A 24,112-nucleotide genomic window follows, 5' to 3' on the forward strand; every position below is an offset into this window, starting at 1 on the left:
GACCACCTCCTTCGAAATGTCGCTCATCATGCCTGCCGGTTGGTGGCGGCGGTAGCGAGACCCCTCAGCGCGGTGCGCGCGGTCTCGTCGATCGGTGCGGTGTCGAGCGCCGCGAGCGCCTCGATGACCCGGTCGGAGATCATCCGCTCGACCCGGGCTACCGCCCCGGTGTCGGCGACGAGCTCGGCCAGCCGGCCCACCTCCCGGGCGTCGGTGACCGCGCCGGCCCGCTCCAGGGCCCGGCGTTGAGTCCCGGTGGCGAGCTGTCGGGCCAGCATCAGCAGCACGGTCGGCTTGCCGGTGCGCAGGTCGTCGCCGGTCGGCTTGCCGGTGGTCGCCGAGTCGCCGTAGACGCCGAGCAGGTCGTCGCGGAGCTGGAAGGCCTCGCCGATGGCCAGGCCGTAGCGGGTGTACGCGGCGGTCAGCGGCGCGTCGGCGTCGGCGCCGGCCAGGCAGGCGCCGAAGAGCAGCGGCCGTTGGACGGTGTAGCTGGCGGTCTTGTAGCGGGCGACCCGCAGCGCCCGGTCCACCGACCAGTTCGTGGCGTCGTTCTCGCCCAGGACGTCGAGGTACTGCCCGGCGATCGTCTCGATCCGCATCCGGTCGTAGCAGTGCCGGACGTCGAGCAGCCGGGCCGGCGACACGGTGGCGTGGGCCATCAGCCGGTCGGCCCAGACCATGCAGAGGTCGCCGACGAGCACGGCCACCGCCTCGCCGAACCGGTCGGGGTCGCCGGTGTGGCCGGCGGCGACGTGCCGGGCGGCGGCGGCCCGGTGCGCGGTCGGCCGGCCGCGTCGGGTGTTGGAGGCATCCATCACGTCGTCGTGCACGAGCGCGAACGTGTGCAGGAGCTCCAGGGCCGCCAGCGCCGGAAGCACGGCCGGCAGCGGTTCGCCGCCGCCGCCGCCCCGCCAGCCCCAGTACGCGAAGGTCGGGCGGGCCCGCTTGCCGCCGGAGAGCACGCAGTCACGCGCCGTCGCGGCGAAGCCACCCATCGCCGGGTCGATTTCGGCCAGCGCGGCGACCTCGGTGGCCAGGAACCCCGCGAGGGTGTCGTCCACCCCTTTGACCAGGTCCTTGGTGAAGGCGGCCAGTACGCCGCGGACCGGGTCGTCCGTCGCCTCCGGCTGTGCCGGTGCGACGCGGAGTGCGTTGTCCGCAACTGCGTCGTTGGCCATGGGGGCGAGCGTACCCTAGGGTTACGAGTTGCGTCGATTGACGCGTCGATTCTGAGGAGGGGGCCGATGGACGTCGACCTCACCGCTGCCTACGAACGCTGCCGTGAGCTGCACAAACGACATGGCCGCACCTACTATCTCGCCACCCGGCTGCTCCCCGCATGGAAACGGCGGCATGTGCATGCCCTGTACGGGTTCACGCGGTACGCCGACGAGATCGTGGACCGCACCGAGGACCTGCGGCCCGCCGAGCGGGCCGCCCGGCTCGACGACTGGTCGGCCCGTTTCCTGGCCGGGCTGCACGGTGCTCCGGTCGACGATCCGCTGCTGCCCGCCGTGTTGCACACCATCGCCGTCTTCGCCCTGGACCGGGCGGACTTTGCGTCGTTTCTGCGCAGCATGGCGATGGACCTGACCGTCACCGCCTACCCCACCTACGACGACCTGCTCGACTACATGGAGGGCTCCGCGGCCGTCATCGGCACCATGATGCTGCCCATCCTCGGCAGCCGCGATCCGGCCGCCGCCCGGGAACCGGCCCGCCAGCTCGGCCTCGCCTTCCAGCTCACCAACTTCATCCGGGACGTGGCCGAGGACCTGGAGCGCGGCCGGACGTATCTGCCCGACGAGGACCTGGCAAAGTTCGACGTCACCCGCCAGGACCTCTTCGCCGCCGCCGCGCGGCGCCGATCCACCCCGAAAATCCGCGAGCTGATCGAGTACGAGGTGACCCGCGCCCAGGCCCACTACGAGGCCGCCGCCCCGGGCGTCACCCTCCTCAAGCCCGCCTCGCAGGCCTGCATGCGCACCGCGTACGCGCTCTACGGCGGCATCCTCGACGAGGTGGCCGCCCAGGGCTACGACGTGTTCACCCGGCGGGCGCTGGTGCCCCAGCGGCGGCGGATGGCCGTGGCGGGGCGGGCGCTGCTCACCCCGGCCGGCACCCCGGTCGTCGTCCCCGGCCCGGCCCTGCCGCCCGCCGGCTGACGGGGCGTACCGCGATCGTGTCCTACACCCGCGACCTGCGGGCGGTCGCGGTGGGCTCCTGCCGCGAGTGACCGACGACACAGCGGCGAGCGACCGTCTTTCCGACGCGGCGTCGATAAAGTTGCCGACATCCCGTCGGAAAACTGCCGGGGACTCTCTCGGAGGGACGGATTTATGTTCCTGGCGTTGCGTGAGCTCCGCTTCGCACGTTGGCGTTTCGCGTTGATGGGCAGCGTGGTGGCCCTGATCGCGGTGCTGATGGTCCTGCTGTCCGGACTGTCGTCCGGACTGGTCAACGACGGTGTTTCAGGATTGCAGCGCCTTCCGGTGACGGCGTTCGCCTTCGACGAGGGCACCAAGCTCGATTCCGCCTTCTCCCGCAGCGTGGTGGACACCCAACAGGTCGAACGGTGGCGTCAACAGCCCGGCGTGCAGGCGGCCGAGCCGTTCGGCACCATGCTGATCAATACGCGCAGCGACCGGGGCGTACCGGCGGACCTCGCCGTCTTCGGCGTCGAACCGAACTCCTTCCTGGCTCCCACGCCCGCCGAGGGCAGCGGGCTGGGTGCTCCGGACGGCATCGTGGTCTCGCGGACCGCTCTCGATGCCGGCCTACGCCTGGGAGACACGGTGACCGTCGACCGGATCGGCACCGAGCTGAAGGTGGTGGGCGTCACTGCCGACCAGCGCACCTACGGCCACGTCGACGTGGCGTACCTGCCGCTGGCCGCCTGGCAGCGCCTGCACGCCGGGGTCGGCCCCGGCCAGGCCCTGCCCCCGCAGGCCGCCGACCAGGCCACCGCCGTCGCCATCCGAGCGGATGACAACGTCGACCTGGCTGCCGGCGACGCCGCCGCCGGCACGTCGAGCTTCGAAAAGAAGGATTCGTACGGGGCCTCGCCCGGCTACACCGCCGAGACCTCGACGCTGACCCTCATCCGGGTCTTCCTGTACGCCATCTCGGCGCTGGTGGTTGGCGCGTTCTTCACCGTCTGGACGATCAACCGCCGGCACGAACTTGCGGTGCTGCGCGCGATGGGTGCCGCCAAGTCGTACTTGCTACGCGATGGCCTGGTGCAGGCGCTGGCCATCCTGACGGCCTCGATCGCCGTAGGGGTGGGCGTCGGTCTCGCCCTGGGTGGCCTGATGGGTGGTAGCGGCGTGCCGTTCGCCCTCGAAGCACCCGCCGTGGCCCTCGCCGCCGTGCTGCTGGTTTTGCTCGGTCTCCTCGGCGCGTCCGCAGCCATCGTTCGCGTCACGACCGTCGACCCGCTCGCCGCACTGGGAGGACAGCGATGAGCACCACGGAACGCACCGGACTGGTCCTGTCCAACGTGACCCTGCGCCTTGGCGACGGCGACACCACGGTCACCGCCCTGGACTGCGTCGACCTCACCGTCCGGCCAGGCGAGTTGGTCGCCGTCGTCGGTCCGTCGGGCGCGGGCAAGTCCAGCCTGCTGGCCGTCGCTGGCGCGCTGACCAGCCCAGACGCGGGAACGGTCACCATCGATGGGCGCGACGTCGCCGCCATGGGCAGCAAGGACCGTGCGGCCTACCGCCGCGACAACATCGGCTTCGTGTTCCAGAGCGGCAACCTGCTGCCGGCGCTCACCGTTCTCGACCAGCTCCGGCTGGTCACCAACCTGAGCCGCCGACGGGTCGACACCCGCGACCCGAGGCAGCTGCTCGCCGACGTCGGGATGGCACACCGGGCCGACCGTCGGCCGCACCAGCTCAGCGGCGGTGAGCGTCAGCGGGTGGGCATCGCCCGCGCCCTGGTGGGACACCCGTCGCTGCTACTGGTGGACGAACCGACGGCCGCCCTGGACCGGGCGCGCAGCCACGAAGTGGTGCAGCTGCTGGCCCAGGAGACGAAACAGTCCGCAGTCGCTACCGTCATGGTGACGCACGACCAGGACGTCCTGGAACACTGCGACCGGGTGATGGAGATGATCGACGGGCGGTTGTCCGCCGGCTGACCGACACGAAGGGGAGGGCCCATGCCACGCATCAACGCGCCGACCGTGGCACTGCACCGGGCCGAGCGGCGCCGGGCCCTCCTCGCCGCCGCCCGCGCCCTGCTCGCCGAGGATCCCCGGCACCCGCCCACGCTCGCCGCGGTGGCTGCCCGGGCCGGGGTGGCCCGATCGTCGGTGTACGAGTACTTCCGCTCCGGCGAGGACCTGCTGCGGGAACTGGTGCAGGAGGTGTTGCCGAACTGGTCGCGCCGGGTCACCGAGGCGATGGCCGCGGCCGACGGCCCCGGCGACCGGGTACTGGCGTACGCGGCGACCAACCTGCGGCTGGTCGCCGAAGGCGAACACGCCCTCGCCACCACCCTGATCGAGTCGGTGCCGGGTGATGAGGTCAACGCCAGCACCCAGCGGATGCACGAGCAGATGAGCACACCGCTGCGGGCCGCCCTCAGCGAACTGCGCCTGCCCGATCCCACCAGCACAGCGGGGCTGATCGGCTCGGTGGTATACACGGCCAGCCGCATGATCGAGGCGGGTGCCGACGCGACCGCCACCGAGGAGCGAGTCCGGGAGCTGCTCGGCCCGTTCCTTTCCCAGCACGTCCGATAGCTCATCCGGCGCGGTGACCGGTTTGGGGCCGCTTCTGCCGGGAAGTCGTACGGCGTGCGGGAACTCATGACGAAACTCGAACAGGCATCGGCGCTGGACCGGGTCGGGGACCGGTTGCAGCGCGCCGTCCTGGCCACCCTGCGCCCGCAGCGGGTCCGTGACCTGCTGCATGGCGTCTTCCTCGGGCACCCGTTGCACCCGGCGATGGTGCAGGTGCCGGTGGGTGCCTGGATCAGCGCCGCCGTGCTGGACCTGATGCCGGGCCAGCGTCGGGCGGCCACCACACTGATCGGGGTGGGCACGGTCGGCGCCCTCCCGGCGGCGATCGCCGGGCTGAACGACTGGGCGGCGCTCTCCCGGGATCAGCGCCGGGTCGGCCTGGTGCACGCCGCCTCCAACACCGTCGGCCTGGCCCTGTACGCGGGTTCGCTGGCGGCCCGACTGCGCGGGCGGCACGGGACCGGGCGGGCGCTGGCGTACCTCGGCCTGACCGCGGCGAGCGCGGGGGCGTACCTCGGTGGGCACCTGGCGTACAAGCAGGGCGCGCAGGTCAACCAGAGCGTCTCCGAGCTGCACCGGATGAGCGACGGCTGGCACTCGTTGGCGGACCTGGCCGCGCTGCCACAGCGGAAGCTGATCACCCGGGAGGTCGACGACGACGTCTCGGTGATTCTCTACCGGCACGGTGACGAGGTCACCGTGATGCTGGAGCGCTGTCCGCACCAGAGCGGCCCGCTCGGCGAGGGCGAGGTCACCGAGATCGACGGGCACACCTGCGTGGTCTGCCCCTGGCACGGCAGTGCGTTCCGGCTCAACGGCGGCGAGGTCGTGCACGGCCCGTCTGCGAACGACCAGCAGATCCTGCCGACCCGGGTGGTCGACGGGGTGTTGCAGACCCGGCTGCCCTGAGCCGGTCCGCACCGGCTCGGGGCGCGTGGCGGGCGTCAGTCCCGGCGGTGGCGGCCGGAGATCAGGGACCGGGCGACGGCGGCCCGGGCTGCGGCGGGCCGGCGACGCAGCCCGAGGACCGCGCCGATCTGCGCCCCGACGATGCTGGCCACGGCGAGCACCGCTGAGACCGCGAGTGGACGGTTCACCTGGTCGTCCCCGCCGGCCCGGGACGCCCCGGCGGCCATCGCCGGCTGCGGTCCGGTGGGCGGCTGGCCCACCTGCTGGGTGCCCCGGGACGACTCGGTCGACGGCTGTGCGGTCGACGGCGTGGGGGCGGGTCGGGTGACCTGCGGCGAGGGCGGGGTCGCCGCCGGGGACGCAGGTGCCTCGGCGGCCGGCGGGGTGGTCGGGGTCGCCGGCGGCCGGGGAGTGACCGGGCCGCCGGGGGTGGGCGCCGCGGGCCGGGCCATCAGCCGGCCGGTGGCGTGCGTGCGGGCCCCGTCGTCGACCACGCCCTCGGGAAGCCGGATGAGCTGCCCCGGGCGGATCCGGTTCGGGTCGTGCAACCGGTTCAGCTTCGCCACGTCCCGGTAGCGGTCGAAGTCGTCGAGGTAGCGCTCGGCGACCTCGCCGAGGTAGTCACCCTTCGCCACCCGGTACACCGTCGGCTCCGCCTCCCGGGGCAGGTCGGCCGCCGTGGTGACCACCGGCGTCGCCGGCCGCGCGCCGACCGGGAGCGTTGCGGTGACCGGACGTGCCGCCGGGGCCGCCGCGGCGACGACCGGCTGCGTCGCGCTCGGGTACGGGCCGGCCAACACGGTCGCCGCGCTGGCGGCGGCCGGGCTCGCCGCGATGATCAGGGCGACCGACCCGACCAGCGCCGCTGCGGCTCGTTGCTGCCGGCTCATCCCGGGCAGCCGGGGTGCCGGTCGGCGCAGCGTCTGCGCGCCCAACTCCACGAGCACCGAGAAGGCGAAGGTGGCCCAGCCGAACCAGCCGACCAGGGCCAGCGCCCGCAGGAAGAGTTGGCCGTCGTCCCGGCTGGTCAACGTGGTGCCGATCTCGGCGAGGGTGGGTATGTGGTCGGGGAGCGGGTTGCCGGCGAACGCGATCAGCGCCACCGGCCCCCCGACCAGCGCCGCGATCAGCACGACCAGCGCGCCGAACCCGGTGAGGACCTGTCCGGTCCGCCGTACGGCGGAGCGACCCGGTGCAGCCATGGCGTGCCTTCCTTCCTACGGGCCTTCGGTGAGGGCCCGCGCGGTGGCCTCACCGGTGACGGTGACGGTGTTGCCGAAACCGAAGAAGCCGAGCAGGTACCGGTCGTAGGTGACCGTGACGTGGACCCGGATGAGGGTCTCCCCGCCGACGACCGGGAACTCGACGGAGGAGGCCGTCACCCCGGCCACGGCGAGGTAGCTGCGCACCGCGGCCGTGGCCGCCACCTGGTCGATCACCTTGGGGCCGCCCTCGATGGCCTTCGCCCGGTCGATGGACTGGCCCCCGGTGCGGGCCGCCTCCGCGGCCAGGTTGTCGGCCCGCTGCATGGACCGCAGCTGGCCGGCGCCGTCGAAGGCCAGCCCGATGATCGCGAGGACGCCGATCATGCCCGCCGCCAGGAACAGGCTGACCCGGCCGTCGTCGCCGCGCAGCCGGCCGGCGGAGCGGACCCCGCCGATGGGCGCGTCCCGCCGCGCCGCATTGCGGTCACGGGTGGCCCGGAGCCCCGGGACGGGACCGGCCACCGGGGATACCGACGGCGGGCGGGCGGTCACGACCGGCTCCGGTAGCGGTCCAGCGGGGAGGTGAAGGTGGCCGAGATCGTGCGGGTGGCCGGCATCGCCGGCAGCAGCGACAGGTCGATGTCGGTGAAGGAAACCGTGCAGTCCACCCGCACCGTCACGGCGGCGGCCTTGCCGGGGTCGCTGGCGAACGCCTCGTCGAAGCTGGCCGTCGCCCCGTCGACCGAGCCGCTGAACGTCAGCGCCGGCTGACCGGCGCAGTTCGCCTGCTGCCAGTCGAGCTGGCTCCGCGCGGCGGACAGGGCCTGCCTCCGGGCCGTGTCGGCGTCCCGGGAGATGGACGCCGCCCGGGCGGCGTCGTGCGCCGCCGACTGGACCGACTCCTGGGCGATCGCGGTGCGCCCGGCCACCCCGGCCAACACGATCAGGCCGATGAACGCCGGGGCGAGCACGGCCACCTCGATGGCCACCGACCCGCGTTCGGGCCGCCGGACACGGACTCCCACCGGGCGGCCGTCGGGTCTCCAACGCCGGGCGGTCGTCAGGCCGTCCCCGGGTCGTCGGGCGGTCGTCGGGCTGTCCCCGGGGCGCCGGCGGCGTACGGCGTCCCGGGCGGCGCGCAGGAGCCGGGCGGCCCTCGACGCGTGCCGGTCGCCGTCCGGCGGATCGTAGCCGCGCACGCCGTTCACCCCGTCGTCCAGCGTTCGACCGTGCCGTGGGCGGTCTGCCGCACGGGGAAGCTGACCAGGGGGATGACCGACAGGGAGGTGCCGGTCACCGTGCAGACCACCTCGGTGGTGTCGATGTCGATCACGCAGTCCGGTCCCGGGCTGTCCCAGCCGACCAGCCAGTCGCCCGCCGCGTTGAGGAAGGCGACCGCCCGCGCCTCCCCGGCCCCGGCCGGGGCCTGGTGGACGCGCTGCGCGTTGACCGCGCTCTGGGCGGCGTTCAGCGCGGTGGCCCGGGCCACGAACCAGACGGCGGCCTGGATCGAGGCGAAGAGCAGCACCAGGATCGCCGGCATCACCACGGCGAGTTCCACCGGGTTGGCGCCCCGGTCGGCCGCGCTGCCGGCGAGCCGCCGCCGGACCCGGTCGAGGAGCCGCCCCGGTCCTCCGGCCAGGTGCCGCCGACTCGGCCGTCGCGCGCCGTCGCGCCGCCGCCGCGGTGTCCCGCCGGTCGGTTGCCGTACGCCGTCGCGCGCCCGCCCCGGTGCGCGCAGGCCGGTGGGCCGGTTGGCGGTTGCCGGCCGGCTCCGGGCCACGCGCGTGGAACGATCCGTCACGGTCCCGCCGGCGCCTGTGGGTTGGTGTTGTTCGGGATGGCGTTCATCCAGTTGTTGGCCCTGGCCAGCGCGATACCGGTGACCGCCATCGCGATGAAGACCAGGCCGAAGATGATCACCGCGGTCGGTACCGGGCTGTCGCCGCGTTCGCCGTCGCGGCGTAGCTCGGCCAGTCGCGTCGTCAACGCGATATGTAGATAGGCGATGAGGTGCATGACGTGCTCCTTCTCGAACTGGGGAGGGGTTCACAACCGGGCGAGGAATGGGTAGATGGCGAAGCCGAGCAGCACGAAGACCAGCAGCGAACCGGGGATGTCCAGCCGACTGGTGACCGCCTCCGCGCGGCCCAGGTTGTCGGTGCGGATCTGGTCGCGCAGCGAGTCCGCCCGGCTGCGCAGCGTCTCGTGCACCTGCGCACCCTCGCTGCCCGAGGCGCTCATGATCGCCCCGACGTCGCCCAGCTCCGGGATGCCGATCTTGTCGGCCAGCTCGCGCAGCTCGTCCCAGGGCGAGTGCATCTGCATCTGGGCGATCCGCAGCGACTCCCGGATCCGGTCGAAGACCCAGCCGTCGCAGACCGCTGCGGCCCGCTCCAGGGCCTGCACCGGGCCGTGCGCGGCGGAGAGCTGCAACGCCACCAGATCGAGATAGGTGCAGACCGCCTGGCGGAACTCGTCCCGGGCGTTGTCCGCGCGGGTCAGCACGCTGCGGTGCGCCACCAGGGCGGCGAGCAGCGCCATCCCCAGGCTGCCCAGCAGCGGCACGACCACCGGCACGGACACCCCGCCGAGGAAGAGCACCGCACCGGTCAGGGCCGGGGTGGCCAGGCCGATCAGCGCGGAGAGCAGCAGGGACAGGGCGTACTGCTCGGGGGTGCGGTCGATCAGGGCGAGCTGCCGGTGCGGCGGGCGCAACCAGCGGGCGAACCCGCCGATCCAGTCCGGGCCCCGCCCCCCGCCGGCGACGCCCCGGCCGGCGCCCGGCGGCTGGTGCAGCCGGCGCAGCGCGGGCCCGAGCGCCGGGGCGGCCGGCAGCGCCTCCCGGACCACCAGGAACACCCCGAGCCCCACCGCCGCGCCGCCGCAGACGGCGACCGTGAGCTGCCAGTTGAGGATCAAGGGATGGCCTCCGTGCGGTCGGGCGCGGGTAGGAACCGCGCGGGCCGGGGCGGCTGGCTCATCGCGCGCACCCAGGCCAGCAGGCCGACGAACGCCCCGCCGAGCACGGTCATCACGAGCTGCCCCGTCGGAGTGCCGTACGGGCGGATGTACTCGGCGTTGACCAGCCCGTACGCGAGGGTCAGCAGGGTCATCCCGGTGAGGAACCGGACTGCGAAGCGTGGCTGGGTCCGCTTGGCCTCGATCTCCCGACGGGTGGCCACCTCGGCTCCGGCGGCGGACGCGATCGAGCCCAGCACGTCGCCGAGCCGTTCGCCCCGGTCGCTCAGGTGCAGGATCAGCGCCGCAACCACCTGGTCGCAGACCGGGTCGCCGATCTCGTCGGCGAACGCGAGCAGGGCGGATCTGGCCTGCCAGCCGGCCTGGAGCCGGGCGGCGAGCAGCCGCACCTCCTCCGCGATCTGCTCGGGCGCGGTGGAAATGGTGCCCAGGATGGCCTGCTGGAGGCCCTGGCCGGTGGACGAGACGTCCTTGAGCCGGCGGGTCCACTCCCCGACCGCCTCGATGCGGGCGATGGCCCGTTGCTCGGCCCGGCCGACCGTGAAGAGCCACGGCGTTCCGGGCACCGACACGGCGACCAGCAGGCCGACCACCGGCAGCCCGGTGAGCAGGAACGCCAGCGCGCCGGCGACCACCGCGCAGCCGAGCAGCAGTTGGTAGTTGCGCTGCTCCCGGGCGCTGGTGCCGGAGCCGAGCCAGAGCCGGCGCAGCCCGCCACCGGTGCCGGCACCGGGCGGCGGCCCGGGTGGCCGGGTGGTGCCGACCAGCGCCACCACGGCCAGCACCAGGCCCGCGACGCACGCCGCGCCGGAGACCATGGCCACGAGCTCGATGTTCACGGTCACCGGGCCACCGGCCTTCGGCCGAGCCGGCTGTGCCGGGGACGTTGCCAGGCTCCGGCTCCGGCCTCGATCCACCGGCCCAGCAGGCGGGCGTCGTAGCCCACTCGGAGTAACTGGTCGCGGACGCGTTCGGGCAGGTGAAGGGGGATGGCCCGGCCGTCCGGCCCCGGGCCGAAGACGGTGGTGGTGACGATCCGGCCGCCCTCGCCGACCCCGATCACCTCCTCCACATGGGAGACGAACCGGTACTTGCGGCCACCGATCGCGGTCTCGTCCTCGACGGTGACGTAAACGATCATGTCGAGGGCGTTGCCGGCCATCCGGCGGGCCTGGTCGACGGTCATCTCCCGGCCGTGGGAGAGCGCCAGCTCGACGATCCGTTCGCCCACCCCGCCCGGGCTGCGGGCGTGGATGGTGCACATCGAACCGCGGCTGGTCGTCATCGCCTGGAGCATCGGCACGATCTCCCGGGACCGCACCTCGCCGACGATGATCCGCAGCACACCCATCCGCAGCGACACCGGGATCAGGTCGGCGATGCTCACCTCGCCGGCCGGGCGGCCGTCCAGCCCGCGTTCGCCGTGCCCCTCCCGGGACTCGAAGCTCATCACCGCCCGGTGCTTGTGTCCTCGGCGGGCGGGCAGCAGCTCCCGGCTCTCCTCCAGCAGCACGTACGGCTCGTCGGCCGGTATCTCGTCCATCAGCGCCCGGATGACGGTGGTCTTCCCCGCCCCGGCCAGCCCGGCGACCATGATGTTCAGCCCGGCCCGCATGGACGCCCGCAGGAAGTCGCGCAGCAGCGGGTCGATCATCTCGTCCAGGTCGCCCCGGCCGCCGGCGATGTCGTCGAGGCTCACCTCGAGGGTGTTGTGCTTACGGATCACCGCATACGGGCGATGGCTGACCAGGAACACGGCGGCCAGCCGGCTGCCGTCGGGGAGTTGCAGGTCCAGGGTGGGCTTCGAGGTGGAGAGTGACCGCTCGGTCGCCCCCGCCCGGCGGGCCGCCGCCTGGAGGATCTCCACCAGCTCGTCGTCGCTGTCGGCGATCGGGTCCGCCCAGTCGACCCCGCCACCGTGCCGGGTGATGCGCACCTGGTCGCAGCCGAGGATGTGCACCTCCTCGATGGTGTCGTCGACCAGCAGCGTCTGGAGCCGTCCCAGGCCGACCAACTCGGCGGTCACGTGGTCGAGCAGCATCCGCTCCTCACCGGCGGGCATCGGGGTGCCGGCCCGGCGGACCGCGTCGGCGTACTCGGAGACCACCGCGACGGCGAGCCGGGCCCGCTCGACGTCCTCGGCGTCGGCGTCGAACTCCCGGCCGCGCTGCCAGAGCGTGAGCCGCTCGCTCAGTTCCCGGCGCAGCTCCCGCACCACGGCGAAGTCGACCCGGGGCCGGGGCGGCGGCGCTGCGACGGGCACCGGCGCCGCGATGGGCGGCGGCGCGACACCCCCGGGCGGCGGGGCGACCTTCACGGGCTGCGGCGGGGGCTGGTGGTGTCGCCCGTTCGGTGCCGGCGGCAGCGGCGGGGCGGTGGAGGTCGCACCCGGCTGCTGGGGGATCCGGGGGTCGTGGGAGACCGGCTCAAACCGCACCCGGCACCCCCTGGGTGGTCGGCCAGGCCAGCCGGGCGCAGCGGCGCTCCAGCAGCGCCCGGACGGGCACCTCCAGGCCGCCGGCCGCGCGCATCAGTGGCCGTCCGGCCCGCACGGTCCCGCCGAGGGTGAGCGCCGCCGCGGTACGCGGGTCCTGCGGCAACCGCGCGATCACCGGCAGCCGCAGCGCCTTGCTGATCTCGCCGTTCCCGTGACCGTCGCCGATCGGCAGCAGCCGCAGGGTGCCCGGCGGGACCCGGTGCTCGGTGAGGTCCCGTTCGATCGCCCTGATCATGGACCGGGCCGCCGAGAGGTCGGGCAGCTTCGCGCGGGTGACCAGGAGGACCACCGCGGCGGCGCGCAGGATCGGCCACGGCGGGCCGGCCACCTGGAGCCGCCCGCAGTCGACGAGCACGTCGTACGGGGGTTCGCCGCGTTCCAGGTCGACGAAGAAGTCGGCGAACCGTTGCCAGAGCGGGGTGACGCTGCCGGCCTGCGCCGGGTCCACGACGCCGGGCAACAGCAGCCGCTCCCGGCGGGGTGCGTCCAGGTCGACCAACTGCGACCAGAACGCCGACTCCAGGCTGCCGTCGCGCAACTCCCCGACGGCGAGCTCGCCGATGCCCCGGGGGCCGTCCAGCGCCCCGCCGAGGTAGCCGGCGAGGATCGACCCGCCGGACGGGTCGCACTCGGCGAGTACCAGCCGGCGGTGCCAGGTCAGGGCGCAGGCCAGGGCGGATGTGGTCACGCCAGGCGAGCCCTTGGCCGAGACCAACGCGATGATCGCCATGCTCAGGCCGCCCCGGTCAGCACGACCGCGATCCGGTCCTGGGCGGCCAGCGCCACGACAGCCGGCACGTCCCGGGCGGTGAGCGCCACATAGAGCACGACGCTGCTGCTGCTCGGGGTGGACGTGTCGATCACGGTGGCCTCGAACCGGGTGCTGCCGCTGGACTGCCCGTTGGCGTTGCGGTTCGGGGTGCTGACCAGCAGCACCCGGTCGCCGGGGTGCAGCCGCTTCGCCGGCACCTGGCCCGGGGAGAGGTCGAGGGACATCTGCTGCTGGCCGGGGCCGAGCATCGGGTCGTCGGTGAGCTGGGCGGGGGTGAGCAGGGTGCCTGGCGCCAGCGAGACGGCGGCCCGCTTGCCGATGATCTCGTCGAGCTGCCCCACCGGCACCGGCGCAAGCCCCTGCCCGCCGGCCACCTGCACGGTGACCAGGTCATCCGCGCTGAGCGTCCGGCCCACCTCCACCGGCCGGGCGACCGCCAGGTAGCTGCCGGTGGCCCGGACGGAGCTGACCGCGAACGCCGCGCCGAGGCCGCCGAGGGCGATCAGCAGCACCGCGAGGCCGAGCAGGCCGGGACGGACCCGGCGCTGCCGCACCACCCTGGGCGGTGCGATGGGGGCGTCCACCGGTCCCGTTCCGTTGCGCGTCGCGAGACTCATCGGGTCACCACCTGAAGTTCGTCGATCTCGATCTGGACGATGCCGCTGGTTCGGGTCTGGGCAATGTCGCCGCTCTGGCCCCCGCCGACCCAGTGCACGTTCCAGACGGTGGTGGCCTCGACTTCGTACGTGTCGGCCTCGGTGTAGCCGTCGTAGCCGCAGTCGGGGGAGGGCTGGCCAGCACCTGGGCCGTCCGCCTCGTACGGGGTGCCGGGGCCCTTGCAGGTGATTTCCGCGCGGTTGCCCATCTTCCAGACGATCTCGTTCGCGGTCGCGGTGATGCGCACCGTCAGGCCCCGGTCCGAGGCGGAGGCGGTCAGCGGACCGAAGTAGGCGTTACCGGGGCTGGCCCACATCCAGACCGGCAGGCCGACCAGTCCGGGGCCCTTGCTCTTGCGCGGGGCCACCGCGGCCCGGGGCGGGAGCAGCGAGATCGAGGCGAGCGCGCGGCGGGCCAGCTCCTCTGGGTCGGGCGGGGTGCCGAAGCCGGGGGGCGGGGCATCCAGCAGCACCGGGTGCAGGCTGCCCACGTCGTCGCCGGTGCAGGTGACCACGTACCACTGTTTGCCCTCGGGGGTGCCCGGATCCTGCGGGACCTTAAGCTTGTAGTAGCAGCCGCTGCCGTTGTCGAACCAGCCGAGCACGTCGTCGTAGCAGGCGATGACCTTGCCGCCCCACTGGCACTTGCCGGCCGGCTTGCCGCCGCCACCTCCGCCGTTGTCCCCTCCGCCGGGTCCGCCGCCCCCGCCCGGGGTGCCCGGGTCGTCGTCCCAGATGTCGCAGTCGTTCTGGCCGATGGGGCACTCCACCCCGCCCTCCCGGGCCGCCGCCGCGACGGTGGCGGTGGGCGCGGCGACGGCGACCGCGAGCACGAGGGTCAGGCCGGCCCCAACGACCAGTCGTACGCCCCGGCTCCGTCCACCCCGGGTCAGCACGGCTGGTCCTCGTGCGCGGTGCCGGCGCTGATCAGCCAGCGGTCGGCCGCGTACCGGGTGGCCGTCGCGGTGGCCAGGTGCCGACCGCCGCCCGAGCCGGGGACCACCTTCTTCGTCTTCGTGTAGACCAGCCGGTAGCCGGTGGCGTCCACGCAGTCCTGGATCTCCACGGTGGCCGGGACGCCGTCCAGGCTCACGGAGGTGACGGTGGGGTCGGAGACGAGCGTTCCGGTACGCATGGCACCGTGCTCCTTCGCATCGCGAATTGCCAGTCGAACCCGGGTCAGCAATGGATCTGCCAGGAACCGGGTTAGTTCCGGGTGGAACGGATCTGCGCGCCGACTCGCCGTTCGGGACACCGCGAGATATCCGGAATATGCGGCGAGTGCCGCTTTGCGGGCGGCCTGTTCCTCGGCCGCCGAGTGGGTGGGGGTCGCCTTCTGCGTTGCCGGCAGGGGCCGTGTGGTGGCCTCGGGTTCCGGACCGCAGGCGGCGACCAGGCCGGTCGTCAGGACCGCGACCAGGAAGATCGTCCATCGGCCGGGGTGCCGTGTTCGCAACGCCGCGCCTCCTTGCTGGCGACCCGGGTGGGCGGCGTGCTGACCGCCATCGGGCGTGCGGCAACGCGGCCGGATGGCGTCATCCGGACCCACATCGCGTCACCGCGGTATTTGCCTGTGCTGATCTTCGAAAAGCCGTGAACCAATGTCCTCGTGCTGCCTCCGACGCCTTTGCAGGGGTTGCGTCGTACTCAAGGGGCGAGCATAAGCTGACGCCTGCCGATGCAACAGAGGCAATTCACCCGAATACTCTCGGTGATGGGGGCGGTGATCGGGAATGGCATGGCCGGAAGCCGGGTGGTGTGGGCGGGGAGCCCGCTCGAGAGGTATCGTGTCGGCCCTTGCCCCGGCCGTTGCCTCGGCCGCGGGCACGGCGTTCGTCGTCCGATCGGCCGGTACGCCGGCCCGGTCCGGGGGGTTCGGTCCGAAATACCCCTCGAACGCGCCGGTTGCCGTGAGCGGCCGGCCGGCCCGGCGGCCGGGTGCGTCGGCGGGGTCCAGGCGGGACGCGACGGGGTCCGATTCCGCGCCATCCGCCACACCGAGACCGAGCGAGGATGACTCACCGTGTCCTTTCGGGACCGGCCGCCGCCCCGCCCGGGGAAGCCGGACATGACCGTCGACCGCCCCCGCCGGCCGCTCGCCCTACCCAGCCCGCCGGCACCGCCCGCCGCCGCTGCCGTCGATCAGCCGCTCGCCGGGCCGGTGCCCGCCGGTGCCGTCGATCAGCCGCAGGCCGGGCCCCGTCGGCGGTGGTGGTCGCGGCTGTCGGCCGTCCTGGCCGTCACCCCGGTGCTCCGCCTCGCCGTCGCCCGATACGCCGTACCAGCGGGGGAACCGGACCGGACGGCCTGCCCGACGTGCGGCACGCCGCTCACGCTCGACCGGCCCTGGCCGGCGCTCGGCCCGGCGGCCCGCTGTCCGGCCTGCCGCACCCGGATCGGCGCTCCCGCCGGCGCGGTCGAGGCCGCAGTGCTCGCGGCGGTCGCGGTGCTGGTGGCGGTGGGCGGGTCGCCGGCCGAGCGGGTGGCCCTGGCGTGGTGGCTCGGCTGGGCAGTGCCGCTGGTCTTCGTGGACGCCGCCGTGCACCGGCTGCCCGACCGGCTCACCTGGCCGGCCGCCGCCGGGGTTCAGATGCTGCTCGGGGTGGCCGCGCTGACCTCGGCGGGACCGTCACCCTGGCTGCGGGCGGCCGCCGCCGGGCTCGGCCTGGCGCTCGGCTTCGCCGCCACCACCCTGTTGCTCGGGCGGCGCGGCTTCGGCCTCGGCGACGCCAAGCTGGCGCTCGGGGCGGGGGCGCTGCTCGGCTGGTACGGCTGGCCGGTCCTCGTGCTCGGGGTCTTCGTGACGTTCACGCTCTCCGCGCTGACCAGCCTGGTGCTGCTGCTGGGCCGTCGGGTGCGCTGGTCCAGTCACCTGCCGTTCGGCCCGTTCCTGGTGCTCGGCACGGTCGCCACTCTGCTTCTCATCCGCTGACCCCCGCGCCGCCCCACGTGCAGCGGCCCGGGTCAGCGGCTTCGGGTCAGCGGCTCCGGGTGGTGGCGTCGGCGACCGGGCGCTCGGCCCGGCGTTCGCGGCGAAGCAGCAGTTTCGCGATCGGACGGGCCAGCAGCGGGGCGAAGACGGCCACCACCAGCGCGCCGAAAAGCAGGCCGGCGATCACGTCGTGCGGGTAGTGCACCCCGACGAAGGTGCGGGAGAACGCGGCCAGCGCGGCAACCGGGATCGCGTACCAGGCGAGTCGGGGGGAGAGCAGCAGGATCGCCACGGCCAGCGCGCCGGCGATCGTCGAGTGGTTGCTCGGGAAGGACCAGTCGCCGACGGGCGGGCACTGCTCGGCGAGGATCACGAGGTCGGACGGGACGCGGCAGGGGCGATCCTGGTCCACCACCGACTTGATCAACTCGCTGCCGCCGTATGCGAGGACGACCGTGACCGGGGCGGCCAGGGCGAGCGCCAGGTTGCGCGGCCCGGCACCCAGCTTCGGCAGGGCTGCCGCCACGAAGAGAAGCCCGAGCAGGATGATCGACCACTCGGTGAAGTGCGCGGCGAACCACTGCACAGAGTCCGGTGTGCCGTCCGCGAACTCAACGATGTCGCGGTATAAATCAACGCTGAACTGCGGTGCGTCTGACAAATCGCCCTCAATCACGATTCACCTTATCAAAGGTTCACGTCCCGCCCGCCGGTAAGGAAGGGCACCTTGCTACGCCTGCGGTTGAGAAGGGTTCCCCTCTCACGTCGCTTCCTGAGGCGGGAGCGCCGTCCGGGGGTGGGGACTGGCAGGCTCCTGCACCCCGCCGGCCATCCGTTCGACGATCGCCTCCAGCGCCTCGAAGGCGTACGCCCAGTTGTGGCACTTGAAGCTGCGCAGCCCCTCGATCGGGGTACGGCAGTCGACGCAGTGCACCCCGGGGACGGCGTCCGGCACCTCCGTGTTGACGTACTTGCGCTCGCCGAGGATCACCCGCGCGATCATCGCCGGGTCGTGCACGCCGTGCAGCGCCGACGAGACGATGTCCAGCCAGGTCATCCGCCGGGCGCACTTGGGGCAGTCCGGCTCGTCACCACTGACCCACAGCGGTGCCCCGATGCTGCGCGCCGGCATCCCGAGCAGCTTCTCGATCCGGCGGACGTCGTGCTCCGGGGTCACCCAGCGGTGCCGGCCGGGCAGCGAGGCCGGTGAGTCGTACACGGCGCGGAACAGGACCGGATCCACCTCGACGGTCTCCCGCTGACGGGTCATCGCGTACCTCCTCGACCTGGTGGCGCCGACCGGGCCGACGCCCGCAGCCCCACCGTCGCCCCGGTCGGGCGACGGACACAACCGGATCAACGACACGGCGGGTCAGTGGGCGTTCGTGCCGGTGCGCGGATCTTCAGCGCGCCGGTGGACCTGGAGGCACCGGTGGGCCCGGCCGATGCCGGACCCCACCCGATCGATCGCTACGGCAGGTTGGGAGGGCAGGTCGTCCGGCTCCAGGTGGAGTAGGAGGTGCGGACACCCCACTGGAAGTCCTCCAGGCAGTTGCCGTACACGTGCATCCCGACCTGAACGGTCTTGCTGGCGTCGGAGTAGTAGACGAAGGTGATGCTCTCGTTGTCGTTGGGGTACGGCAGGGCCATGGCCGGGCTGGCCACCACCGCCGTCGTGCCGGCAACGGTCAGGAGGGTGGCCAGGACGGCGTTCCGCACAAACTTCTTCAACTCGCGGCCTTTCGATCGAGCGGTCTGGATGCGCAAATGATAGTCGTATATCGATATTCAGCCTAGGGTCTTCCACCGTGCCCCGACCCTCCCGCGACCTCGTCGACCCGGCAGACTGGGGGATGCGCTACCGCAGGCCGATCTCTTCTCCGCTGCGGGTCACGGACAGGCAGGAGTGAACCGGCGGGCATGACCGATCCAGACGACGCAGTACGGCTGGCCGAGTCGCTGTCCGACCGGCTCGGCTCCCTGACCTTCGTGGACCTCACCACCGAGCGGTTGACCGAACTGCTCATCGACGCGATCGCCGACTGGGGCGCGGCGCGGGGCTGGCGGGTCTACCGGCGAGCCGCCAGCGTGGTGCCGCTGCCACCGCCGATGTCCGGGCAGCAATCCGTCATCGACATCGCCTGCGCCCGGCCCGCCGCGTCACCCGTGGTGATCGAGGTCGACCACACCGACCGGCGCCGCACGGTCGAGAAGCTCCTCGCCGAAGCCGAGGCCGGGCGGGTGCCGCTCTGGGTCCGGTGGAGCGCCCGTGGCTTCGTCACACCACCGGAACCGATCCGGATGGTCACCCTCACGGTCACCGCGCGGCGCGGTGAGGCAGGCGTACGGCTGCACTCCCGCCAGCCGGCGCGGCAGCTCCCGCCGCCGCCGGAGCACCGCGCCGCGCCGGTCACCGCCGGCCCACCGGATTCCCTCTTCGACCCCGGCGGCGAAGTCTGAGACGCCCGGTCCGGCGCGAACGTGAGGGGTTGTCGCCCAGTTCAGGGCCGGGGGCCGGGGGCGCTGGCGGCCACCGCGGTGTACGCGCGCAAGGAGCTCCGGGCCGGCTGAGATCCACCGGGCGGGCTGCTGGGCTCGGCCCGCCGCGAGCCCCCGGCGACCGACGCGGCGACCGCCCGCTCCCGGGAGCGCCCGGGAGCAGGGTTCCGGTAACCTGGCACGGCGGGCCGTTAGCTCAATTGGCAGAGCTGAGGACTTTTAATCCTTAGGTTCTGGGTTCGAGTCCCAGGCGGCCCACCCGAAACGGATACCCAAACGGAGGGGTCCAAGAGCCGCGAAATTGCAGGCCACGGCCGGTCCCTGGTCGTACCGCCAGGCTGGGGCCCGGCTCCGCGCTCCGTGCGGTTCGGCGAGCGAGTTCCGCAGCGCCGTCAGATGGCTCCCACCACGTTCAGCCGGACAGCGGCGGAGTGGTCCCTGAACTCCGGCGGGCGAGGGACGGTGGATGGCCCGGGCGAGTTCACGGGTACGCCGGGAAGTGGCCAGCGGTCAGACGTCGTGCAGGTGCTGAGGCTGGGCATCTCGTTGGTTCCGAGGAGGCGATCAACCTCAACGGCGCGGTTATTGCCTCCGACGGAGGTTGGACTTCCTGATGCCCTCGCCGCCGCGCCGGCCGGCCGGCCAACTGCAAGCGGCCAACCCCAGGGCGGTGCGCGGGGCGGAACGGCCCCGCGCACGGAGTCGCCGGTCGCTCTCAGGTAGCCGGGTGCAGCCGGCCAGCCTCCCCGCCCTGGGCGTCGATCAGCACCAGGACCTCACCGTCGAGACCTGCCCGCCGGGTTGTCTGGAGCCAGCTCCAGACCGGGACCTGGTCGGTGCAGCCCATCTTCGTGACGGGCCCGGTGGTGGCGAGCAGCGTGCCCCCGGGCGCGGTGATCCACCGGCCGCCTCCGCGGTTGCAGCCGTCGGACCCGCGCCACTCGCCGTCTGCCGTGAACTCCACGTACGCCCCCGGGTTCCCGACGGTGGGCGTCCAGCGACCGGCCAGTCGCTGCTGGTCGGCGGGGCTCAGCGCCGGCGGTAGCGCGGCGGCCGGGGCGAGGGCGCGTCGGGCCTCGTCGGTGACCGTCGGCGGTTCCAGCAGCGAGCCCGCCATGTCCGGCCCGGCGGTCGGGGTGGCACCGGGGATCAGTCGGGCGACCGGCTGCGCCCGGTTGTCCAGGAGCACCGGCTGCCCTGCGCCGTCGATTCGGTACGCCGTCACGCGCCGCAGCCAACCGGGGGTGTCCTGGCTTGCCCGCTCGCAGCCGGGAGTCCCTTCGGCGGCGGGGCCGAATGTGGAGTTGACCTCGGCGAGGAAGTTCCCGTCGGTGTCGGCCCGCCAGGACCCGCGCAGGATGCCGCAGCGGTTGCCCACGACGTGCAGCTCGCGATGCGCGAGGCGCAGGATCGTGGCCGCGCCGGGGTCGGCGAGGTCGGCGATCGTCCAGGAACCGATCAGCCCCTCCGGTGCCGGCGGCCCCGAGGACTCGCTGGCACCCGGGCCCGGACCTGGGTCCGTGGCCCCCGGTCCGCTCTGCCCGGCGCACCCGGTGAGCAGTACACCGCACGCGATCATCGCCGCGAGGTAGCCCCGATTCGCCATCCCAGCCCCCGTCCTCTTCGCTTCCACCGTCGTCCCAATGCTCAGACGGCACAGATTGAGCGGCGGTTCCACCTCCGTCGCCGTCGGCGGGGCGGGCCCTCCGTGCAGGTGCACGCCGGAGAAGAACAGTTCCAGGCCGGGCAGCTCGACGTGGGTGACGCCGACGTAGCCGACGTGCCCGCCGGGGCGGGTGGAGTGGACGGCCTGCATCATCGACTCCTTGGTGCCGACGGCCTCGATGGTGGAGTGCGCGCTGAGCCTGTTGGAGTTGTCCCCGTACCTCGATCCCGACCAGGTCTCGGCTCGTAGCCGCCGGCCGGGCGTCTCACGAGTGTGATCCGGGGCAGACTAGGGCCGCATGCGACGCTTTCGATCCTGGGACGGTACGGAATTGGCATACCGGCTGGTTGGGTCCGGGCCGCCCTTGGTTTGTGTCCCCGGTGGTCCGGGTCAGGCCGTCGAGTACTTCGGGGAGTTGGGTGGTCTCAGCGATCATCGGACGTTGATCCTCCTGGACAACCGCGGCACGGGCGCTTCGTCGGTTCCCGAGAATCCCGAGACGTACCGGGTCGACCGGCTCGTCCAGGACGTCGAGGCGCTGCGCGACCACCTTCAGCTGGACCGAGTTGATCTGTTTGGACATTCGGCCAGCGGCGGGATCTGTTTGGCGTACACGGTCGAGTATCCGCACCGCCTCGACCACCTTGTGCTGGTAGCACCGTCGCTGCGTGTCGTCGGCATTCAATCCGACCTTGGGGCGGACGAGGTGCTGGCCCGGCGGGTGCACGAGCCTTGGCACGCCGAAGCGGTCGCCGCGCTGCATGCCGAGGCCGCGTCACCGCAGGAACTGGAGCGGTACCGTTGGCTGTCGGCGCCACTGCTGTACGGGCGCTGGGACGCCGCGGCCCAGGCCCAGGCCGCCGCTGAGCCCGCTCAGTTCGCCCAGCCGGCCACGGACGGTTTCTACGCTGGCTTCGAACCGGACCCGACGATACCGAAGCGGCTCGCGGCGCTCGAAGTGCCGGTGCTGCTGGTCGTTGGTGAATACGATATCTGGCCAACCTGCAGGGCCGTCCGCGAGCTGGCTGCCCAAATCCCTCACGCCGAGGTGGCGGAACTGCCGCGTGTCGGGCACTTTCCCTGGGTGGACGACCCGACCATGTTCGCAGCCACCGTGGAAGGGTTCCTCGCGCGCCGCCCGGCACCACCCACCGCCTGACGTCGCTCGGCTGTCAAAATGCCAGCGGTTAACCTCACCGTCATGGCGAGCGCCGAACTGGATGAGTTGATCGTCGCGGACGACGACGCGCTGTGCGCGTGGTTGTCGGCCAATTACGCCACGTCGCCCGGCGTCTGGCTCGCCCTGACCAAAAAGGGCGGCACAGTCACCACGCTGACCTGGCAGCAGACGGTCGACGTGGCCCTGTGCTTCGGCTGGATCGACGGGCAGGCCCGTAAACGGGATCAGGAGACCTCCTGGATCCGGTTCACTCCGCGCAGGCCCCGCAGTTCCTGGTCACAACGCAACGTCGCCCACGTGGCCCGGCTGGAGGCTCAGGGGCGAATGCTGCCCCCAGGCCGCGCCGCGGTAGAAGCCGCAAAGGCAGACGGGCGATGGGCAGCCGCCTACGCCCCGTCCTCGGAAGCCGAGGTGCCGGCCGACCTCCTCGCCGCCATCGCCGCCGACCCCGTCGCCCAGGCCATGTTCGACGTACTCACCAGAACCAACCGGTTCGCTCTCACCCATCGCCTCAATGCCGTCAAACGGGCGCAGACCCGCGAGCGGAAGATCGGCGAGTTCGTTGCCATGCTGGCCCGTCACGAGACGATCTACCCGCAGAAGGCAAAGCCTCCGAACTCGCCGTAATCGGCATCCTCATCATCAGGTGCATCGATCTGCCGCCGATCGTGCGCGCCGACAACCCGCGAGGCGTCTGGGCCTGGTACGGGCAAGTGCGGACACGGTGGCGAGACATCGGCCGAGCCTGCGGGCTGCCGGCCGCCGAAGCTGCAGGTTCGGCGACCGGTCTAGCTCGGGCCGCGCGCAAGTAGTCAGGCCGGGCTGGCCCAGCGTCTCATTCGCGCGGAAAGATCCGCTGGTGGGGGAGATGGCGCTGCGTCTGTGCTACAGCTGCGCCGGGCGCGGAACTTCCCTGCGGGCTCGAGGCCGTCTCCGGACGGTGGGGTCAGGGGTGGGTCAGGCCGATGATGGCGGCCAAGCGGGTCACATCGGCGTCGGCGGGACCGTCGCGGAGCAGGGCGGTCAGCACCGCACGGGCGGCGGGGCGGATGCGGGTCTCGGCGGCGGCGATCCGGTCGGCGGTGACCAGGGCGCGGCCGGCGGCTCGTGGGTTGCCGGAGTCGAGGTGGATGCGGGCTATGTCGATCAGGTGGGCCGCCCGGTGTTCGGCGGGGAGCCGGTTCCAGGCGTCCCCGTTGGCGGTGTGCTTGTGGATGATGGCGGCCTGGTGGGGGTCCCCGAGGTCGGCGGTGATGAGGGCGCGGGCGAGGGCGACCACGGTCGGGCCGTACTCGATGTCGTTGTTGTCGTGGTCGGGACGGTTGCCGTGGACCTCGGCGAGGTGGGTGGCGTGGTCGATGAGGTTGCGGGCGGCGGCCGAGTCCGTGCCGGCGGCGGCGAGGGCGGCCTCGACCAGCAGGGTTCCGGCCAGGGCGAGGTGGTCGGGCGGGAAAGCGTGGGACGGGTACGGGGTGAGCCGGCGTACGGCGGTGGTGGCGGCGATCATCGCGAGCCGGCCCTCTTCCAGGGCACGTAGCGCCTGGACCAGGGGGATCGTCGCGATTGCCGTGCGTCGGGGGTCACCGGCGGCGGTGGCCATCGCGCGGTCGGTGGCCAGCCAGGCCAGGTGCGCCTCGCCGAGTTTCACCAGCATCTGGGCGGCGAGCCGATACGTGCGCACCAGCAGGTCGGCGGCGCGCGCCGAACCGGTCGGTGCCCCGTGGTCGCGGGCCTGATGGGCGTCGGCGAGCAGGTCGGGCAGCATCCGCAACACCTGGGAGTGGTGGGCGTGCCGGTACGCCATCCACACGTACGTCACCCTGCGGTCTAGCTCTTCGAGGGGCAGTGGCGGTCGCCAGCCGGCCTCGCCGGGGCCGGGGGTGTGGTAGCAGGCCAGCGCCGCCCGTAGCTGTTTGACGGCCGCGGCGATGCCCGCGACCAGCTCACCTCGCCGGGTCTCCCGGGCGAGCAGCACCTCCGGGGCGACGCCGAGGACCGCGGCGACCGTTTCGAGGACCGAGAGCCGATCGAGGGTACGCAGACCGCGCTCGACCTTGTCCACCG

The 24,112-nt window shown here is 73.0% G+C and carries 27 protein-coding genes and 1 tRNA gene; 10 read left to right on the plus strand and 18 right to left on the minus strand.

Translation table 11 applies throughout. The annotated features are described in order from the left end of the window. Positions 1–26: 26 nt before the first annotated feature. A complete protein-coding gene (locus SNR22_RS15840) occupies positions 27–1,178 on the minus strand; it encodes a polyprenyl synthetase family protein (RefSeq protein WP_320067335.1) in 1,152 nt (383 codons plus the stop codon). A 66-nt stretch (positions 1,179–1,244) separates the two neighbouring features. Between SNR22_RS15840 and SNR22_RS15845 the strand changes: the two genes are divergently transcribed. The 5 genes from SNR22_RS15845 to SNR22_RS15865 all read left to right on the plus strand — a co-directional run bounded on the left by SNR22_RS15845 (position 1,245) and on the right by SNR22_RS15865 (position 5,659). Further along, positions 1,245–2,165, plus strand: a complete 921-nt coding sequence (locus SNR22_RS15845; RefSeq protein WP_320067336.1) for a phytoene/squalene synthase family protein — start codon at positions 1,245–1,247, stop codon at positions 2,163–2,165. A 174-nt stretch (positions 2,166–2,339) separates the two neighbouring features. After that, on the plus strand, positions 2,340–3,464 hold the full coding sequence (locus SNR22_RS15850; protein WP_320067337.1) for an FtsX-like permease family protein: 1,125 nt from the start codon (positions 2,340–2,342) through the stop codon (positions 3,462–3,464). Then, positions 3,461–4,144: an ABC transporter ATP-binding protein gene (locus tag SNR22_RS15855; protein ID WP_320067338.1), complete on the plus strand. Its 684-nt coding sequence runs from the start codon at positions 3,461–3,463 to the stop codon at positions 4,142–4,144. The genes SNR22_RS15850 and SNR22_RS15855 overlap by 4 nt, the downstream gene beginning before the upstream one ends. Positions 4,145–4,165: 21 nt before the next feature. Next, a complete protein-coding gene (locus tag SNR22_RS15860; protein ID WP_320067339.1) occupies positions 4,166–4,750 on the plus strand; it encodes a TetR/AcrR family transcriptional regulator in 585 nt (194 codons plus the stop codon). Between the two features lie 66 nt (positions 4,751–4,816). Then, positions 4,817–5,659 (plus strand): DUF2231 domain-containing protein, encoded by an 843-nt coding sequence (locus tag SNR22_RS15865; protein WP_320067340.1) that lies wholly within the window; start codon positions 4,817–4,819, stop codon positions 5,657–5,659. 35 nt (positions 5,660–5,694) lie between these two features. Here SNR22_RS15865 and SNR22_RS15870 read toward each other — a convergent pair whose 3' ends face one another. The 12 genes from SNR22_RS15870 to SNR22_RS15925 form a co-directional block, all read right to left on the minus strand. After that, positions 5,695–6,861, minus strand: a complete 1,167-nt coding sequence (locus SNR22_RS15870; RefSeq protein ID WP_320067341.1) for a LysM peptidoglycan-binding domain-containing protein — start codon at positions 6,859–6,861, stop codon at positions 5,695–5,697. A gap of 15 nt (positions 6,862–6,876) precedes the next feature. Next, positions 6,877–7,248: a hypothetical protein gene (locus SNR22_RS15875; protein WP_320067472.1), complete on the minus strand. Its 372-nt coding sequence runs from the start codon at positions 7,246–7,248 to the stop codon at positions 6,877–6,879. Between the two features lie 164 nt (positions 7,249–7,412). Further along, entirely contained in the window at positions 7,413–7,889 is a 477-nt protein-coding gene (locus tag SNR22_RS15880; protein ID WP_320067473.1) for a TadE/TadG family type IV pilus assembly protein, read from the minus strand. 179 nt (positions 7,890–8,068) lie between these two features. Next, on the minus strand, positions 8,069–8,506 hold the full coding sequence (locus tag SNR22_RS15885) for a TadE family protein (RefSeq protein ID WP_320067474.1): 438 nt from the start codon (positions 8,504–8,506) through the stop codon (positions 8,069–8,071). A gap of 158 nt (positions 8,507–8,664) precedes the next feature. Then, positions 8,665–8,883 carry a hypothetical protein gene (locus SNR22_RS15890; protein ID WP_320067342.1) on the minus strand — a complete coding sequence of 73 codons (219 nt, stop codon included), beginning with the start codon at positions 8,881–8,883 and terminating at the stop codon, positions 8,665–8,667. A gap of 30 nt (positions 8,884–8,913) precedes the next feature. Then, positions 8,914–9,783, minus strand: a complete 870-nt coding sequence (locus SNR22_RS15895; RefSeq protein ID WP_320067475.1) for a type II secretion system F family protein — start codon at positions 9,781–9,783, stop codon at positions 8,914–8,916. Beyond that, positions 9,783–10,739, minus strand: coding sequence for a type II secretion system F family protein (locus SNR22_RS15900; RefSeq protein ID WP_413775649.1), 957 nt, complete (start codon positions 10,737–10,739; stop codon positions 9,783–9,785). Before SNR22_RS15900 ends, SNR22_RS15895 begins: the two co-directional genes overlap by 1 nt. Next, complete coding sequence (locus SNR22_RS15905) at positions 10,688–12,283, minus strand: CpaF/VirB11 family protein (RefSeq protein ID WP_320067343.1); 1,596 nt, start codon at positions 12,281–12,283, stop codon at positions 10,688–10,690. The genes SNR22_RS15900 and SNR22_RS15905 overlap by 52 nt, the downstream gene beginning before the upstream one ends. Continuing rightward, entirely contained in the window at positions 12,273–13,073 is an 801-nt protein-coding gene (locus SNR22_RS15910; protein WP_320067344.1) for a ParA family protein, read from the minus strand. The genes SNR22_RS15905 and SNR22_RS15910 overlap by 11 nt, the downstream gene beginning before the upstream one ends. Before the next feature lie 2 nt (positions 13,074–13,075). Further along, positions 13,076–13,732, minus strand: coding sequence for an SAF domain-containing protein (locus SNR22_RS15915; RefSeq protein WP_320067345.1), 657 nt, complete (start codon positions 13,730–13,732; stop codon positions 13,076–13,078). Then, positions 13,729–14,667, minus strand: coding sequence for a hypothetical protein (locus SNR22_RS15920; RefSeq protein WP_320067346.1), 939 nt, complete (start codon positions 14,665–14,667; stop codon positions 13,729–13,731). Before SNR22_RS15920 ends, SNR22_RS15915 begins: the two co-directional genes overlap by 4 nt. Further along, positions 14,661–15,122, minus strand: a complete 462-nt coding sequence (locus SNR22_RS15925; RefSeq protein WP_320067477.1) for a hypothetical protein — start codon at positions 15,120–15,122, stop codon at positions 14,661–14,663. Before SNR22_RS15925 ends, SNR22_RS15920 begins: the two co-directional genes overlap by 7 nt. Before the next feature lie 717 nt (positions 15,123–15,839). Between SNR22_RS15925 and SNR22_RS15930 the strand changes: the two genes are divergently transcribed. After that, entirely contained in the window at positions 15,840–16,703 is an 864-nt protein-coding gene (locus tag SNR22_RS15930) for an A24 family peptidase (protein WP_320067347.1), read from the plus strand. A gap of 46 nt (positions 16,704–16,749) precedes the next feature. On the opposite strand, the gene SNR22_RS15935 is transcribed toward SNR22_RS15930, so the two are convergent. The 3 genes from SNR22_RS15935 to SNR22_RS15945 form a co-directional block, all read right to left on the minus strand. Beyond that, positions 16,750–17,379 carry a phosphatase PAP2 family protein gene (locus tag SNR22_RS15935; RefSeq protein WP_320067348.1) on the minus strand — a complete coding sequence of 210 codons (630 nt, stop codon included), beginning with the start codon at positions 17,377–17,379 and terminating at the stop codon, positions 16,750–16,752. An 84-nt stretch (positions 17,380–17,463) separates the two neighbouring features. Next, the gene (locus SNR22_RS15940) at positions 17,464–17,973 is read right to left on the minus strand and encodes a hypothetical protein (protein ID WP_320067349.1); all 510 of its coding nucleotides are present in this window, start codon (positions 17,971–17,973) and stop codon (positions 17,464–17,466) included. A 200-nt stretch (positions 17,974–18,173) separates the two neighbouring features. Then, positions 18,174–18,434 (minus strand): DUF6289 family protein, encoded by a 261-nt coding sequence (locus SNR22_RS15945; RefSeq protein ID WP_320067350.1) that lies wholly within the window; start codon positions 18,432–18,434, stop codon positions 18,174–18,176. A gap of 189 nt (positions 18,435–18,623) precedes the next feature. On the opposite strand from SNR22_RS15945, the gene SNR22_RS15950 reads away from it, so the two are divergent. Together SNR22_RS15950 and SNR22_RS15955 are read left to right on the plus strand one after the other, a co-directional pair. Then, positions 18,624–19,163, plus strand: a complete 540-nt coding sequence (locus SNR22_RS15950; protein WP_320067351.1) for a hypothetical protein — start codon at positions 18,624–18,626, stop codon at positions 19,161–19,163. Between the two features lie 224 nt (positions 19,164–19,387). After that, positions 19,388–19,460, plus strand: a tRNA-Lys gene (locus SNR22_RS15955). 457 nt (positions 19,461–19,917) lie between these two features. On the opposite strand, the gene SNR22_RS15960 is transcribed toward SNR22_RS15955, so the two are convergent. Further along, positions 19,918–21,018, minus strand: a complete 1,101-nt coding sequence (locus tag SNR22_RS15960; RefSeq protein WP_320067352.1) for an META domain-containing protein — start codon at positions 21,016–21,018, stop codon at positions 19,918–19,920. 148 nt (positions 21,019–21,166) lie between these two features. Here SNR22_RS15960 and SNR22_RS15965 point away from each other — a divergent pair, with 148 nt between their 5' ends. Both SNR22_RS15965 and SNR22_RS15970 read left to right on the plus strand, forming a co-directional pair. After that, complete coding sequence (locus tag SNR22_RS15965) at positions 21,167–22,027, plus strand: alpha/beta hydrolase (RefSeq protein ID WP_320067353.1); 861 nt, start codon at positions 21,167–21,169, stop codon at positions 22,025–22,027. A 42-nt stretch (positions 22,028–22,069) separates the two neighbouring features. Then, a complete protein-coding gene (locus tag SNR22_RS15970) occupies positions 22,070–22,675 on the plus strand; it encodes a YdeI/OmpD-associated family protein (RefSeq protein ID WP_320067354.1) in 606 nt (201 codons plus the stop codon). 319 nt (positions 22,676–22,994) lie between these two features. On the opposite strand, the gene SNR22_RS15975 is transcribed toward SNR22_RS15970, so the two are convergent. After that, entirely contained in the window at positions 22,995–24,110 is a 1,116-nt protein-coding gene (locus SNR22_RS15975) for an XRE family transcriptional regulator (protein WP_320067355.1), read from the minus strand. Positions 24,111–24,112 lie beyond the last annotated feature (2 nt).

The sequence above is a fragment of the Micromonospora sp. RTGN7 genome (assembly GCF_033804645.1).
Taxonomy (GTDB): domain Bacteria; phylum Actinomycetota; class Actinomycetes; order Mycobacteriales; family Micromonosporaceae; genus Micromonospora.